Source organism: Brevibacillus sp. FW306-2-1A-C05A, from assembly GCF_058781555.1.
Window position 1 is genome coordinate 1 of record NZ_JBYSWV010000051.1, and the last position, 12,464, is coordinate 12,464.

13 protein-coding genes and 1 rRNA gene are annotated in these 12,464 nt (G+C 53.7%); 4 read left to right on the plus strand and 10 right to left on the minus strand.

Annotated elements, in window-relative coordinates; all coding sequences use genetic code 11:
* Window positions 1-63: ribosomal RNA gene (locus tag AC3WJN_RS21850) — 16S ribosomal RNA — on the minus strand; the annotation flags it as partial.
* Between the two features lie 244 nt (window positions 64-307).
* Complete coding sequence (locus AC3WJN_RS21855; protein ID WP_005827748.1) at window positions 308-1,183, minus strand: hypothetical protein; 876 nt, start codon at window positions 1,181-1,183, stop codon at window positions 308-310.
* 115 nt (window positions 1,184-1,298) lie between these two features.
* On the opposite strand from AC3WJN_RS21855, the gene AC3WJN_RS21860 reads away from it, so the two are divergent.
* On the plus strand, window positions 1,299-1,673 hold the full coding sequence (locus AC3WJN_RS21860; protein WP_005827746.1) for a YgzB family protein: 375 nt from the start codon (window positions 1,299-1,301) through the stop codon (window positions 1,671-1,673).
* A 76-nt stretch (window positions 1,674-1,749) separates the two neighbouring features.
* Here AC3WJN_RS21860 and AC3WJN_RS21865 read toward each other — a convergent pair whose 3' ends face one another.
* The 3 genes from AC3WJN_RS21865 to nth all read right to left on the minus strand — a co-directional run bounded on the left by AC3WJN_RS21865 (window position 1,750) and on the right by nth (window position 5,094).
* The gene (locus AC3WJN_RS21865; protein WP_369750416.1) at window positions 1,750-3,447 is read right to left on the minus strand and encodes a glycosyl hydrolase family 18 protein; all 1,698 of its coding nucleotides are present in this window, start codon (window positions 3,445-3,447) and stop codon (window positions 1,750-1,752) included.
* A 320-nt stretch (window positions 3,448-3,767) separates the two neighbouring features.
* Entirely contained in the window at window positions 3,768-4,202 is a 435-nt protein-coding gene (perR, locus tag AC3WJN_RS21870) for a peroxide-responsive transcriptional repressor PerR (protein WP_025845534.1), read from the minus strand.
* A gap of 157 nt (window positions 4,203-4,359) precedes the next feature.
* Complete coding sequence (nth, locus tag AC3WJN_RS21875; RefSeq protein ID WP_007786793.1) at window positions 4,360-5,094, minus strand: endonuclease III; 735 nt, start codon at window positions 5,092-5,094, stop codon at window positions 4,360-4,362.
* A gap of 127 nt (window positions 5,095-5,221) precedes the next feature.
* Between nth and AC3WJN_RS21880 the strand changes: the two genes are divergently transcribed.
* Window positions 5,222-6,127, plus strand: coding sequence for a complex I NDUFA9 subunit family protein (locus tag AC3WJN_RS21880; protein WP_005827737.1), 906 nt, complete (start codon window positions 5,222-5,224; stop codon window positions 6,125-6,127).
* 133 nt (window positions 6,128-6,260) lie between these two features.
* On the opposite strand, the gene AC3WJN_RS21885 is transcribed toward AC3WJN_RS21880, so the two are convergent.
* Genes AC3WJN_RS21885 through bcp form a run of 4 tightly spaced genes read right to left on the minus strand, consistent with a single transcriptional unit; the run spans window position 6,261 to window position 9,184 of the window.
* On the minus strand, window positions 6,261-6,809 hold the full coding sequence (locus AC3WJN_RS21885) for a cob(I)yrinic acid a,c-diamide adenosyltransferase (protein WP_005827736.1): 549 nt from the start codon (window positions 6,807-6,809) through the stop codon (window positions 6,261-6,263).
* Between the two features lie 46 nt (window positions 6,810-6,855).
* A complete protein-coding gene (locus AC3WJN_RS21890; RefSeq protein WP_007786789.1) occupies window positions 6,856-7,617 on the minus strand; it encodes a class I SAM-dependent methyltransferase in 762 nt (253 codons plus the stop codon).
* Between the two features lie 9 nt (window positions 7,618-7,626).
* A complete protein-coding gene (locus AC3WJN_RS21895; RefSeq protein WP_433947695.1) occupies window positions 7,627-8,679 on the minus strand; it encodes a M42 family metallopeptidase in 1,053 nt (350 codons plus the stop codon).
* Window positions 8,680-8,713: 34 nt separating this feature from the next.
* The gene (gene bcp / locus AC3WJN_RS21900) at window positions 8,714-9,184 is read right to left on the minus strand and encodes a thioredoxin-dependent thiol peroxidase (RefSeq protein ID WP_005827730.1); all 471 of its coding nucleotides are present in this window, start codon (window positions 9,182-9,184) and stop codon (window positions 8,714-8,716) included.
* A 151-nt stretch (window positions 9,185-9,335) separates the two neighbouring features.
* Here bcp and AC3WJN_RS21905 point away from each other — a divergent pair, with 151 nt between their 5' ends.
* On the plus strand, window positions 9,336-9,968 hold the full coding sequence (locus tag AC3WJN_RS21905) for a winged helix-turn-helix domain-containing protein (protein WP_005827728.1): 633 nt from the start codon (window positions 9,336-9,338) through the stop codon (window positions 9,966-9,968).
* A gap of 78 nt (window positions 9,969-10,046) precedes the next feature.
* Window positions 10,047-10,685, plus strand: coding sequence for an HAD family hydrolase (locus AC3WJN_RS21910; RefSeq protein ID WP_005827726.1), 639 nt, complete (start codon window positions 10,047-10,049; stop codon window positions 10,683-10,685).
* 92 nt (window positions 10,686-10,777) lie between these two features.
* On the opposite strand, the gene proS is transcribed toward AC3WJN_RS21910, so the two are convergent.
* Window positions 10,778-12,244 (minus strand): proline--tRNA ligase, encoded by a 1,467-nt coding sequence (gene proS / locus AC3WJN_RS21915; RefSeq protein ID WP_005827725.1) that lies wholly within the window; start codon window positions 12,242-12,244, stop codon window positions 10,778-10,780.
* Window positions 12,245-12,464: the final 220 nt, after the last annotated feature.

The following is a 12,464-nucleotide window of genomic DNA, read 5'->3' on the forward strand; positions in this document are numbered from 1 at the left end:
GACTTGCATGTATTAGGCACGCCGCCAGCGTTCGTCCTGAGCCAGGATCAAACTCTCCAATAAAGTTTGTTACTGGTCCAAAGCTGGCAAATCTTTTAATGATAGACTCATCAACGCTTTCGCTGTTCAGTTTTCAAAGAGCATTTTCGTTATCGCCCAGAGGCGACTTTTTTAATTTACCACATATCCACTCAATAATTCAAGTGTTTTTTTCATTTTTTTCGCTGCCAGTATTTCGTTCGTGCAGCAGCGACGTTTGTTAATATAGCATGTCCCCAAGACGGAAGTCAATAGGATTTAAAAAGTTTTACCTGAGCAATATTAATCCGACTTCCTTGTCGCCGTTTGCGCCCTCCGTGAAGACGACCTCCTGGATTAGCAGCCTTTGAATCATTTTCTCTATAAGAAGGGGAACTTCGATTTGCGCATCTACAATCGCCGGATGATTCATCAGCTCCTCCAGCCGCCAAGGTCCTGCCTTTGCTTCCATGACTTCCATTAAGAACGTGACGGACTCCTTAATTTTGGAGGTGATCCAAAACTCGATGGCGAGCACGAGCAGCTCAATCCGCTTCTCAAGCGCTTCTCCGTTAACCGACAGCTCCTCGTACAACTTGAACACCGAAGAATCCATCTGCTTCACCTGGGACCACAAAGCAGCCTGCGGGTGTTCGCCAGCCTCGTACACAATCAGCCTCGCCCACGAATGCAGCGATTGAATGAGCGAATGATGCGCATCCAAAATCATTCCTTGCTGCAAAAACTCTTTTGTCTCGTGGAAAAACCGGAGAAGTTGGGAATACTCCCTACAAATAAACTTCTTTTGCAGCGCTGCCGGCAGACGGCTCAGCCGGAGCTTCATTTGCTTCATATAGCCGTCCTTGTCCCACAAAATCTCGGCTTTGCCAAGCATCGAGGCAAGGCGCTCATCCAGGCCACAGACGGCTCCCTTTTCAAGCTGCCATGTACTGATCTGCTGCTCCATGACCACTCGTCCCTGAAGATGCAGGCGGCGGATTTTCCCCTCAGCTTGCGGCTGGTTGACCACTACAAAATAAAAGGCTCCATCACGAAACGGGACCAGCAAATCCGAAACAGGCAAAACCAGCACAGCTTGTACGTCCGGGCGCTGTTGTAGCTTTTTCAGATACGTTTGCTGACTCTCCTCTCGCTTCATAGCCATACCGTGTTCCTCCCTGCCCTGGGTTGAACTTATGGATTCTACACGATTTGTTCGTTTCCTGCTTGTCAACAGACAAAACCTTTGTATGCTATACTGTAATGTAGGAGGAATGATGATGAAAAAAACTGAACGCCTGAGCAAAATCAAACGCATGCGCACATGGGGCAACTGGAGCATGGTGATCGGCATTTTGCTGATGTATACAGGGTACGCTTTTTTCGGGGGATATCTGGACTTTATACCTTTCCTTGGCAACCTGTTAAAAGGCTCTCACATCTTCATGACGCTGCTTTTAATCATCGGCTTTATTTTGACGATGGGCAGCACTGTGTTGTTCATGATTTCCGGCATGGTTTCTACCTCTGCTCCCCAGGTGGAATGTCCTTCGTGCCAAAAAGTAACGAAGATGCTTGGAAAAGAAGATGCCTGTATGTTTTGCGGACAGCCATTGCGCTTGGAAGACGGACAGCCTCAGCAAAACCAGACATGATTGGTGCCTCGACCTTGCGATACACAATAAGCCACCTGCACAATCCCGTCTTACGGGCAGCAGGTGGCTTCTTTTTTTACTGAGCCGTTATGGCGCTTTTCAAGCCTTCTTCGATGGCCGGCCAAATCTCCGGCTCTTCAAATCCGCGCCGCCACGAAGCGACTCCGGCCAGATCGTACTTTTTGACCAGCTCGATCCGCTTTTTCATGGAAGAGACATCCTCCAGCCACATCTTGTAGACATTCCCGTCTTTCGGATCGCGATATTCCACGTATTGTTGGCCGGATGCTTCGTCGAGAACAGGCGTAAGCTTTCGCTCCTGCACCCATTCTTGCGCCCTTGGCATGGACAGCGCTTTGGAGCTTACCTTGATTGTGCCGTCAGCCTGCTTGGCTTCCGTCCACAGTCTCGTGTAAAAAGGAACGCCCAGCAGCAGCTTTTCGTTTGGCACTTCCTCGAGCACGCCTTGCAAGCCTGCTTCCACCCAAGGCAGCGAAGCGACCGAGCCTGCTTTTGGACTCGCCGCCCAATGCTCATCGTATGTCATGACAGCCATGTAGTCGACCACCTGGGCCAATGCCTTGCGATCCAAAAACATCGACCACGTCTTCGCATTGGACTTGATGGTGACATCAATGGAAACGGTCAGCCCTTGCTGGTGCAAATACGGCGTCAGCTCGCGAACAAACTGGACGAGCCGCTCCTTGTCTTCGTAGTACACATTTTCAAAGTCGATGTTGATGCCGTCCAGATCGTACAGGTGCGCGTAGTGAATGAGCTGGGCGATCAGCTTGTCTCGTTTGTCGTAGCTGCCGAGCACCGCTTGGGTCCAGTCCGGATTGAAGCCGTTCGTGACCAGCCCCCACACCTGATAGCCGCGCTTGTGCGCCCATTTCACATACGCCGGGTCAGCCCTGTTCAAAAGCGTCCCTTCTGCATCCTTCAGCTCAAACCAGGTGGGCGAGACGACATTGACGCCAGGCAACGCCCCGATTTGGGCGACGTTCGGATTTTTATTGACAACATGCTCCCAGACCATGTTTACCTTTTCGCCATTCGGCTTCCACGCAGCTTGCCCCTCGGAAGAAGTGGCGTGCTGCAAGGCGACCTTCCGCTTGCTCGCCATCTCCAGGCTTTTCTCCGGGAGAAAGCCCGCGATTCCGGAAGCGGTCAACACGCGGTAGTAGCCTTCCTGCTGGCCGAGCACATCGACCAGTTCTCCGGCAGATAGCTCGGCAACGATCGGAGTGCGGTGCGAAGCGCCAACGCGAACGGGTTGTTTTTCCTCGTCGCTGACGACTTTTGCCTGCCCGATTTCGTACCCTTCCTGCTCCACCGTGAGGACGCCTGTATCCACTTTGTGCTCAAAAGCAAAAGGATACAGCTTTTCCAATGGATCAAGCGGCACGTAGCGAGTCCCGCCCACTTCCTTGACCGGCACCTGCAAATTGACCGGCTGCTTGTTCAGATGGGCGACTACTTCGCCACTCTCCATCCTGAGCACTTTGTCCTTCGTCGTCACGATCACCGACTTGGTAGGCTCATCCCAAAAGATCGCCGGATCAATCTTTTCCTTGATAAAGTCAAAAGGCAGCAAGATTTGCTCCGCCTCCAGCAAATACGAAGCATCCGCCCGCTGTCCTTCGTAGACGATGACCGCTTTGTCGCCGTCGTACGGCTGGACGTGCTCGGTCGAAGCGCGAAGCACGAAAAACCAGTAAATGCCGCCAAAAATGGCAAGCAAGAAAAGCATCAGCGCAAAAAGCCTGCGCATTGCCCTTCTCCGTCTACGCCTGGGGCGAGGTGCCATTCCAAGCTGCATGTTCATGGCCTGTTCCTCCTCCCAGCCAAATAAGCCCGCACGCGGACCAGATTGTATGCATTCGTCATTCGTCTGTCAATTCGATCATAACGTGGCTTCAAACGATTCACAACCTTTTGTCTACTGGAAAAAACGAGAGACAAGCCCCGCTCTCCCCCAAAAAAAGACGTTTGAACAGTCAAAACGTTACACCTTTCAACAGAAAAACACCTTCTATCTCAACTTGCTAAGCTTTCGTTGAGACAAAAGGTGTTCGTCCGTACAGCTTCATTTTAGTGGGCGCTCTTTTGACAGGACTCGCAGATGCCATATACTTCCATACGATGTCCGGTAACTTTAAACCCGATGTCTTTTGCGGCAGCTTCTTCCGCCTCCCGCAAATACGGGAAATGGAAGTCCCGGATCGCCCCGCAATTGGAACAGATCGCGTGGTAATGATCTTCCTCCACATTGGCATCGAAGCGACTGGACGCGTCCCCGTAGGTAAGCTCAATCACCAGGCCCGCATCTTTAAAAACCCGCAGGTTATTGTAAATCGTTGCGACGCTCATGTTCGGGAATTTACCTTCGAGAGCTTTGTATATTTCGTCAGCCGTCGGGTGAGTCATCGTCTCCAGCAGGTACGTTAAAATGGCATGGCGCTGAGGTGTCATCCGAACCCCGGTGTTTTTGAGGATTTCTACAGCTTTTTCCACACGCTGTGTCATAATTGTCACACCCCACAGTCTTTCGCAAGACAAAAGATCAGTCAATCCTGTTTGTCATTGATTAGAATTACTTTAAATAAGTGTACGTCTATTCGGCGAAAACTGTCAATATCCATTACGCGGAATTGAGGAGAAAGAACTGGAAATCGAGCTTCCCTCAAGAAATGCTCGGCTCCTTTTTCGCTCTGGGCTTCGCTTTCGGCTTGGCGGCTTGTTTGCCAGCTTGCTTCGCAGGCGCTTTTTTCTCCGCTTTTTTGGCCTCCGTCAGAGCGTACTTGCACATGGATTGCAGCGGACATTGATCGCACTTCGGATTGCGCGCCGCACAGATTCTTCTGCCGTGCCAGATCAGCCAATGGTGGGCATCCGACCACTTTTCGCGCGGGATGCGCTTCATCAGTTGGCGCTCCACTTCGTCTACGTTGTCGCTTTTGGCAAGACCGAGGCGGTTCGCCACGCGGAACACGTGAGTATCGACCGCAATAGCCGGGACGCCAAACGCATTGGAGAGAACGACATTGGCCGTCTTCCTCCCTACGCCCGGCAACGCTTCCAGCTCGGCATGCGTTTGCGGCACCTCCCCGTTGTACTTTTCAAACAAGATTCTACAGGCCTCCAAAATGTTTTTGCTCTTATTTTTATACAAGCCCAGCCCTTTTATATGCTCTTCCATTTCTTCCTGGGTGAGATGCAGGTAGTGCTCCGGCCGGTTCAGCTCTTTAAACATCGGCTCGGTAATCTCGTTCACCCGCTTATCCGTGCACTGTGCCGAAAGAATGGTCGCGATCAACAGCTCAAACGGGGTTGTATAGTTCAATTCGCAGTGGGCATCCGGGTACATTTGCTGAAGCGTATCCAAAATGTCTGCGACGGGTACTTTGCGTTGTGCCATAAATATATCCCCCTTTTTCCTACATTATACCGATCTTGATCGGCTCGGCAATCGTCGCAAGCAATAGCACGATGCCGCTGTGCTGATGTAAAATGGGCTTGGAAAGATTTAACGGGGGGCGATACGCATGAAGGTTTTCCTGACGGGAGCTACCGGATTTGTCGGCAAAGGCGTGTTGGAGCGGCTGATTGCCGAAGGTCACGATGCCGTTTGCTTGACGCGGCCAGGCTCAAAAGACAAGCTGCACCACGGGCAGGCCGGGCCGGGAAGCGTCTCTCTGGCAGCAGGAGACATATTGGACGTCGAATCGCTGAAAAGCGCCATGGCAGGCTGCGAGGCGGTCATTCACCTGGTCGGAATCATTCGCGAGCAGCCGGGCAAAGGGATTACGTTTCCCAAAATTCACGTCGAGGGCACGAAAAACGTCGTGGAGGCAGCGAAGCAAGCGGGCGTAAAGCGCTTCGTCCACATGAGCGCCCTCGGTTCCAGAGCAAACGCGACAAGCGCCTACCACCGCACAAAGTACGAAGCCGAGCAGCTCGTGATCGCAAGCGGAATCCCGTACGTCATTTTTCAGCCATCGGTCATCTTCGGTCCGGGCGACGAGTTCGTCAACATGCTCGCGGATCTGGTGCGCATGCCTGTCACTCCTGTTATCGGCGACGGCTCCTATCCTTTGCAGCCCGTAGCGCGGAAAACGGTAGCGGATGTGTTTGTCCAGGCATTGAGCCTGCCCGCTGCGACGAATCAAATCTATGAAACGGGCGGGCCTGATCCGATCTCCTACGGAGAAATACTCGATGCCATCGGCGAGGCAATCGGCAAAAAGCGGGTTCGCAAAGTGCACATCCCGCTCGCCTTCATGAAGCCTGTCGTCAACATGCTGGAAGGCTTCTCGTTTTTTCCGATCACCAACACGCAACTGACCATGCTGCTCGAAGGCAATGCCTGCCGCGACGGCCAGCGGCTGTACGACACTTTTCCTACTGAAAAAATCGCGTTTCGCCCAGGAATCTCTACTTACCTCCGATAGATAGTATTGGCTCAAGCAAAAGGGGCCTGTCCCCAACCAAACGCATGAATCCAGCCAACAGCCAGATGTTTTCACACAAAAAAAGGGGCGTCTCCAAGTCGTACAGTCGACTTATGGGACAACCCCTTTTTGCTTATTCATGCAGCGTTTTTTCCACGGAGCCTGTCTCTTTGTTTACGTGACGGGCGACGACGAAAAGATAGTCGGACAATCGGTTGAGATATTTGACGACTGCCGGATTTACCTGCTCTTGCTGCGCCACATGGACGGCTTTGCGCTCGGCGCGTCTGACAACCGTGCGGGCAATATGGAAGGCAGCGGCAGCGGGATGGCCGCCCGGCAAAATGAAGTTGGTGAGCATCGGCAGCCCTGCGTCCAGCTTGTCGATTTGCTCCTCCAGAAACGTCACATCCTCTTCGCCGATCGGCCAACCTACTTTTTTCCCTTCCGGTGTGGCAAGCTCCGCGCCTACATGGAACAGCTTGGTTTGAATGATGTGAAACACATCCTGCAACTCCTGCCACGCCTCCGTTGCGGGCAACAGGGACAGGGCCAGCCCGATTTGCGAGTTGGCCTCGTCGCACGTGCCGTATGCCTCGACGCGATCCGCGAACTTCGGCACGCGCACGCCCGCCACCAGTGAAGTCTCGCCTTTATCCCCTGATTTCGTGTAAATCTTCATCCGTATCCCCCGCCTTTTTTCTTTGTCTGGAAAGTCTGGAAAGGTGCTACACCGACTCGCAAACGACAATCAATTCCGTGCTGCTCGCATCAAAAGGCGCTTTGGCAAAGTTGCCGTACCGCCTGGTCACCTTCAGCCCGTTCAGGCGCAAAAGGTGGTGAAGCTCGGTCGGAAAAATATAGCGCAGCACAAAGCGTCCATTCACTCGTTCAACCACAGTGCCGCGCGCATCTGTGCGCTCGTACATGCGGGTCACTTCGCACAGTTGCTGGAAGTGGTCGTAGCGGGTGTAATCCCACATCAACACTTCTCCCCCGGACGGCAGTGGATACGTTCCGCGCAGCGACATCTTTTCATTTTCTTCGTAAAAATGATTGATTTTGGGCACAAACACGTTCATCGCAAGCTTTCCGCCAGGTGCCAGATGCTTGCGAATACAGCCGAGCGCCTTCATCTGCTCCTGAATGTGCAACAGGTGCAAAAACGAGCGGAACGGGATCATGATGAGTGAAAAAGTCTCGCCAAGATCGAAGCTGCGCATGTCTCCCTGAAGCAGCGTAAGCCCTGTGGTCACGCCTTGCTCTTGTGCCTTTTCCTGCGCGCGCGCCAGCATCTCCTGTGACAAGTCAATGCCCGTCACCTCGATCCCGGCCTGGGCGACCGGAATCGCGATTCTCCCGGTGCCGCAAGCAAGATCGAGCACTTTGCCGCCAGCCTGCTTCGCTTCTTCCAGGTAAAAATCGACGTCGCCCGCAACGCCGCGCTGCGTCAAATCGTAGTAATCGGCCCATTGATACATATTGCTCATGCCGTCCTCCTATGCTTGCATTTCCTCGGAAGCCAGGTAAGCCATGATGAGCTTCGCCGTATTTTCCAGCGCTTCTTTGTGCGTGCGCTCATGGGAGTGGGAGGCGTCCACGCCAGGGCCGATCAGCCCGTGGACGATGTCGTACCCTGACCGCAACGCCGCGCTCGCGTCTGAGTTGTAATACGAGTAAATGTCTACCGCGTAGTTCAAGCCGTTTTCTTTGGCCAGTCGGGTCAAATGGCTGCGCAAACCGTAGTGGTACGGCCCGGAGGAATCCTTCGCGCAAATGGAGACGCAGTATTCGTCTGTCGTCTGGCCGTCGCCGATCGCGCCCATATCCACCGCCAAATACTCCACGACGTTTGCCGGAATGCTGGAATTGCCGCCATAGCCGATCTCTTCGTTGTTGCTGATAAAAAAGTGCGTGGTGTATGGCAGTTGCTGCCCGGATTCGCGAAGCTCCTTCAGCACGCCGAGCAAAATGGCGACGCTCGCCTTGTCATCAATGTGCCGGGACTTGATGAAGCCGCTGTCGGTGACGGTCACGCGCGGGTCGAAGGAGACAAAATCCCCGACGGAAACGCCCAGCTCCTGCACCTGCTCCCTGTTTGTCACTTTTTCGTCCAGGCGCACTTCCATGTTGACGTCTGTTCTTTCCGCCTTGCCTGCATCGCGGCCGTACACGTGGACGGAAGCCTTCGAGGACAAAATCGTTCCGGTGACGAGGCGGCCGCTCGCGGTTTCCACCGTGCAATGCTCCCCTTCAATTGCATTGAACTCAAAGCCGCCGATCAAAGTCAGCTTCAAACGGCCGTTGCTTTTGATTTCCTTGACCATCGCGCCAAGCGTATCGACGTGCGCTGTCAGCAGGCGCGCCTTGTCGTCACGCGCTCCCGGCACAGTCGCTACAATCGCGCCTTTGTTCGTCCGCTTGTACTCGACGCCGAGCTGTTCCAGCTCCTGCGCTACCCACGCCATGACTTTGGCTGTGTTGCCGGACGGACTCGGGATGTTCGCCAATTGGCAAAAGGATTGAACCACATACTCTGTAGACACACTCATGAAATGCTCCTCCTCTATGTATCAACTCTGCCTGTCAGCCTTGCAGCTCTTCCTTGATGAATTGAAGCACTTCCTGTACGTGCCCTTTCACCTTTACTTTTGGCCAGACCTTTGCGATGTTTCCTTCCTTGTCGATCACAAAGGTCGTCCGCTCGATCCCCATGTACTCGCGGCCGTACATTTTTTTCAGCACCCACACTCCGTACGCTTCTGCCACCTCGTGCTCCGGGTCTGCCAACAGCGGAAACGGCAGCTCGTGCTTGGCAATAAACTTGTCGTGCGATTTGACTGAATCCGGGCTGATCCCGAGTACGACTGTATTCAGCTCAGCGAACTGCGGATGGTAGTCCCGGAAATCACACGCCTCTGTCGTGCAGCCTGGCGTCATGTCCTTCGGATAAAAATAAAGCACAACATTTTTCCCGCGGAATTGGGAAAGTGAAATCGTCTGATCCTGATTGGCCTGCAATGTAAATAACGGCGCGGCTTGTCCGCTTGCGATCATGCTCATCCCTCCGTAAAAATCACTTGTCTCATTTTACCACAAGCTTACAGGCACTTCATCCGCATATACGTTGCGCTTTCAATTAGAAAACGATAGAATTAATTAAGAAAAATAAAAAAATGGCCTAGTCAGTTGGATGGTGAGAATTGGCATGAAAGAGTTTTTTGAAGTAACCGATCCAGAAGCGCTTAAATCCCTTGCCATAGCAGAACGGGTTAAGATTTTAGAACTCTTCGAGGATTTGGAGCCGCGTACGGCCAAACAAATCGCTACGGAACTAGGCGAAAATGCTGCACGTCTTCACTACCACGTGAAGGAGCTCGTGCGTGTTGGTTTGCTCGAACAGGTGGATACCCGCGTCAAAGGTTCCATCGTTGAGAAATATTACGAGCCAGTCGCCAAGGTGATTCAGGTTAAGCTTCAGCTTATGATTGAGGAAAACGCACAGCAATTGAGTGACGTCATGTTCACTCCGTTTCGCACGACAGAAAAGGATCTCATGAGGACACTCAACCGCTTCGTGGCAAGCGATCAGGATGTTCGCAAGGAATACCAGAACACGTTTGCTTTTAACCTGACTGAATTTTATTTGAGCCAGGAAGAACGCAACCAACTGGTCGACGACATCAGCGATCTTTTGCAGAAGTACAAAGGCTTTAAAAACGAGCCGGGACGCCGCAAATTCAAGTTTTTCGACGTTCTGTTCCCGTTGACGCCTGCTGACCCGACTGACGATTCGGAAGAACCGTTTGAGGATGCAGACGATCAGGACAAGCCTCTGTAAAAAGCAGAGAACCACACCAGGAAAACCATCAAGAAAGATGGTTTTTCTTTGTTTTTCAGCCCAAAAGGAGGGTGGATGATGCGCACCATTCTGTTTGATTTTGACGGAACCGTCGCCGATACGCTCCCGCTCATCTTCACGGCTTTTCGCTCGACTTTTCAGCGCTTTTTGCAGGAGCATTACACAGACGAGCAAATCGTCGCGCTGTTCGGGCCGACGGAGACAGGCATTTTGCAAAACAGGCTGCCCGCACACGAGCATGCCGCGGCACTGGATCATTTTTTTGCCATCTACACGAGCGAGCATGCCCGGGTGCAAAACCCCGGGGAAATCGCCCGCATGCTGGAGCAGTTGCACGCGGCTGGAGTCCAGATGGGAATCGTCACGGGAAAAGGACGGAGAAGCGCAGATATTTCCTTGCGCGAGTGGGGACTGGAAACGTATTTTTCCGTCGTGATTACAGGCGATGACGTGAGCCAGCCAAAGCCGCACCCGGAAGGCATTTTTACTGCGCTGAAAGAGCTTGGCTCAACGGCCGGGGAGACGATTTTTGTAGGCGACAGCGATGCCGACATCGTGGCCGGGCGTGCGGCAGGGCTTACGACGGTCGGGGTCGATTGGCTGCCCGTCACGCAAAAGGCCGGAAGCTTCGATCCGGAGCCGGACTACCGCTTTTCCGACGCACAGGTTTTTGCCGACTGGGTGCTCGGCCGCTAAGTTTTTCGCACAGGCAAAAAGGGAGTGCCCTCTTTTTCACGCGAGGGGCACTCCCTTGTTTTCGGTTCAAGCGTATGCGTTACCAGAACCGCCTAGTACGCCCGCCCGAACCAGACCGTATGCTTCGCCTCTTTGCCGCAGCAAATGCAGGCTGCTTTTTGGGCAGGCGGATCGAACGGAATGTTGCGGGAGGTAAATTTGGTTTCTTCCTTGACCTTGGCTTCGCAAGCGTCGTCTCCGCACCAGCCGGCCAGCACCCAGCCGCTTGGGCGGTTCTCGCTTTCGCAGTTGGCGATGTGCGCAGCCAACTGCTCCATCGTGTCGACGTCGAGATGAGAATTAGCTTCCCGGAAGGCCAGCGCTTTTTGGAACATGTTTTGCTGGATGTCTTCGAGCAGCTTCGCAATCGTCTGGGCAATTCCCGCCAGCGGCACGGTCACTTTTTCGCCCGTATCGCGGCGGGCCAGGATCGCCTGACCGTTTTCCACATCGCGCGGCCCAAGCTCCAGGCGCAGCGGCACCCCGCGCATTTCCCATTCGTTGAACTTCCAGCCCGGCGTCTCTTCACGCAAGTCGGCACGCACGCGAACCCCTGCCGCTTTGATCTCGTCGAAAAGCGGATCGAACGCCTCCATCACTTTTTCCCGCAGCTTCATCGGACCTACCGGAATCATGATGACTTGCGTAGGCGCCATCCGTGGCGGCAGCGCCAGGCCGCGGTCGTCGCCGTGCACCATGATCATCGAGCCGATGAGCCGCGTCGAGCTGCCCCACGAGGTCGTATGCACGTACTTGAACTGATTGTCGCGGTCCAAAAACTTGATCTCGAAGCCGCGCGCAAACTTGTCGCCCAAATAGTGCGAGGTACCTGCCTGCACGGCTTTTCCGTCCTTCATCATCGCTTCGATCGAGTACGTGTCAACCGCACCCGCGAAGCGCTCGCTCGGCGTCTTTTGCCCTTTCCATACCGGAATCGCCAGCTCCTGCTCGACTACTTCGCGATAAATTTCGAGCATCTGCATCGTTTCCTGGCGCGCCTCTTCTTCTGTCGCATGGGCGGTGTGGCCTTCCTGCCAGAGAAATTCCGATGTGCGCAAAAACGGCATCGTGCGCTTTTCCCAGCGGAACACGTTGGCCCACTGGTTAATCAGGATCGGCAAGTCGCGGTAGCTCTGAATCCACTGGCTGTACATGTGGCCGATGATCGTCTCCGAGGTCGGGCGCAGGGCGAGCTTTTCCTCCAACTGTTCGCCGCCCGCTTCGGTCACCCATGGCAGTTCTGGGTTGAAGCCCTCGATGTGCTCTTTTTCTTTTTGGAAAAACGACTCGGGAATCAGCATCGGGAAGTAGGCATTGCGATGTCCGGTTTCCTTGAACCGTTTGTCCATCGCCTCCTGAATCCGCTCCCACAGCTCGAAGCCGTCGGGCTTGAAGACGATGCAGCCGCGCACCGGGGTGTAGTCCATCAAGTCCGCCTTTTTGATCGCATCAATGTACCAGCGCGAAAAATCTTCCGACTGCGGTGTAATTTCTTTTACAAACGCTTTGTCCTCTTTCATCCTTCTACGCTCCTTTTTTCTTCGCATGAAATGCAAAAAATCCCCCATCCCAAAAGGGACGGAGGATTGACTTCCGCGGTACCACCCTGATTGACCATGGCTTGTGCCACAGTCCTCTTTTCCAACCCGATAACGGCGGGGCGACCGGACCAGCTCGTCGCTGGCGGCTTCAGGATGGGGTGCAGGTATGCCTCGTATCAGCCTTCCAGACTAGGGCCGA

What these genes read in the sequence shown, in the direction of transcription:
- nth (WP_007786793.1), bottom strand. Translation starts at nt 5,094, where the DNA reads ATGGCACAACGCAAAGTACCCGTCGCAGACATTTTGGATACGCTTCAG.
- proS (WP_005827725.1), bottom strand. Translation starts at nt 12,244, where the DNA reads ATGAAAGAGGACAAAGCGTTTGTAAAAGAAATTACACCGCAGTCGGAA.
- AC3WJN_RS21860 (WP_005827746.1), top strand. Translation starts at nt 1,299, where the DNA reads ATGAAAAAAACTGAACGCCTGAGCAAAATCAAACGCATGCGCACATGG.
- AC3WJN_RS21905 (WP_005827728.1), top strand. Translation starts at nt 9,336, where the DNA reads ATGAAAGAGTTTTTTGAAGTAACCGATCCAGAAGCGCTTAAATCCCTT.
- AC3WJN_RS21895 (WP_433947695.1), bottom strand. Translation starts at nt 8,679, where the DNA reads ATGAGTGTGTCTACAGAGTATGTGGTTCAATCCTTTTGCCAATTGGCG.
- AC3WJN_RS21910 (WP_005827726.1), top strand. Translation starts at nt 10,047, where the DNA reads ATGCGCACCATTCTGTTTGATTTTGACGGAACCGTCGCCGATACGCTC.
- AC3WJN_RS21855 (WP_005827748.1), bottom strand. Translation starts at nt 1,183, where the DNA reads ATGGCTATGAAGCGAGAGGAGAGTCAGCAAACGTATCTGAAAAAGCTA.
- bcp (WP_005827730.1), bottom strand. Translation starts at nt 9,184, where the DNA reads ATGATCGCAAGCGGACAAGCCGCGCCGTTATTTACATTGCAGGCCAAT.
- AC3WJN_RS21885 (WP_005827736.1), bottom strand. Translation starts at nt 6,809, where the DNA reads ATGAAGATTTACACGAAATCAGGGGATAAAGGCGAGACTTCACTGGTG.
- AC3WJN_RS21865 (WP_369750416.1), bottom strand. Translation starts at nt 3,447, where the DNA reads ATGCGCAGGCTTTTTGCGCTGATGCTTTTCTTGCTTGCCATTTTTGGC.
- AC3WJN_RS21890 (WP_007786789.1), bottom strand. Translation starts at nt 7,617, where the DNA reads ATGAGCAATATGTATCAATGGGCCGATTACTACGATTTGACGCAGCGC.
- perR (WP_025845534.1), bottom strand. Translation starts at nt 4,202, where the DNA reads ATGACACAGCGTGTGGAAAAAGCTGTAGAAATCCTCAAAAACACCGGG.
- AC3WJN_RS21880 (WP_005827737.1), top strand. Translation starts at nt 5,222, where the DNA reads ATGAAGGTTTTCCTGACGGGAGCTACCGGATTTGTCGGCAAAGGCGTG.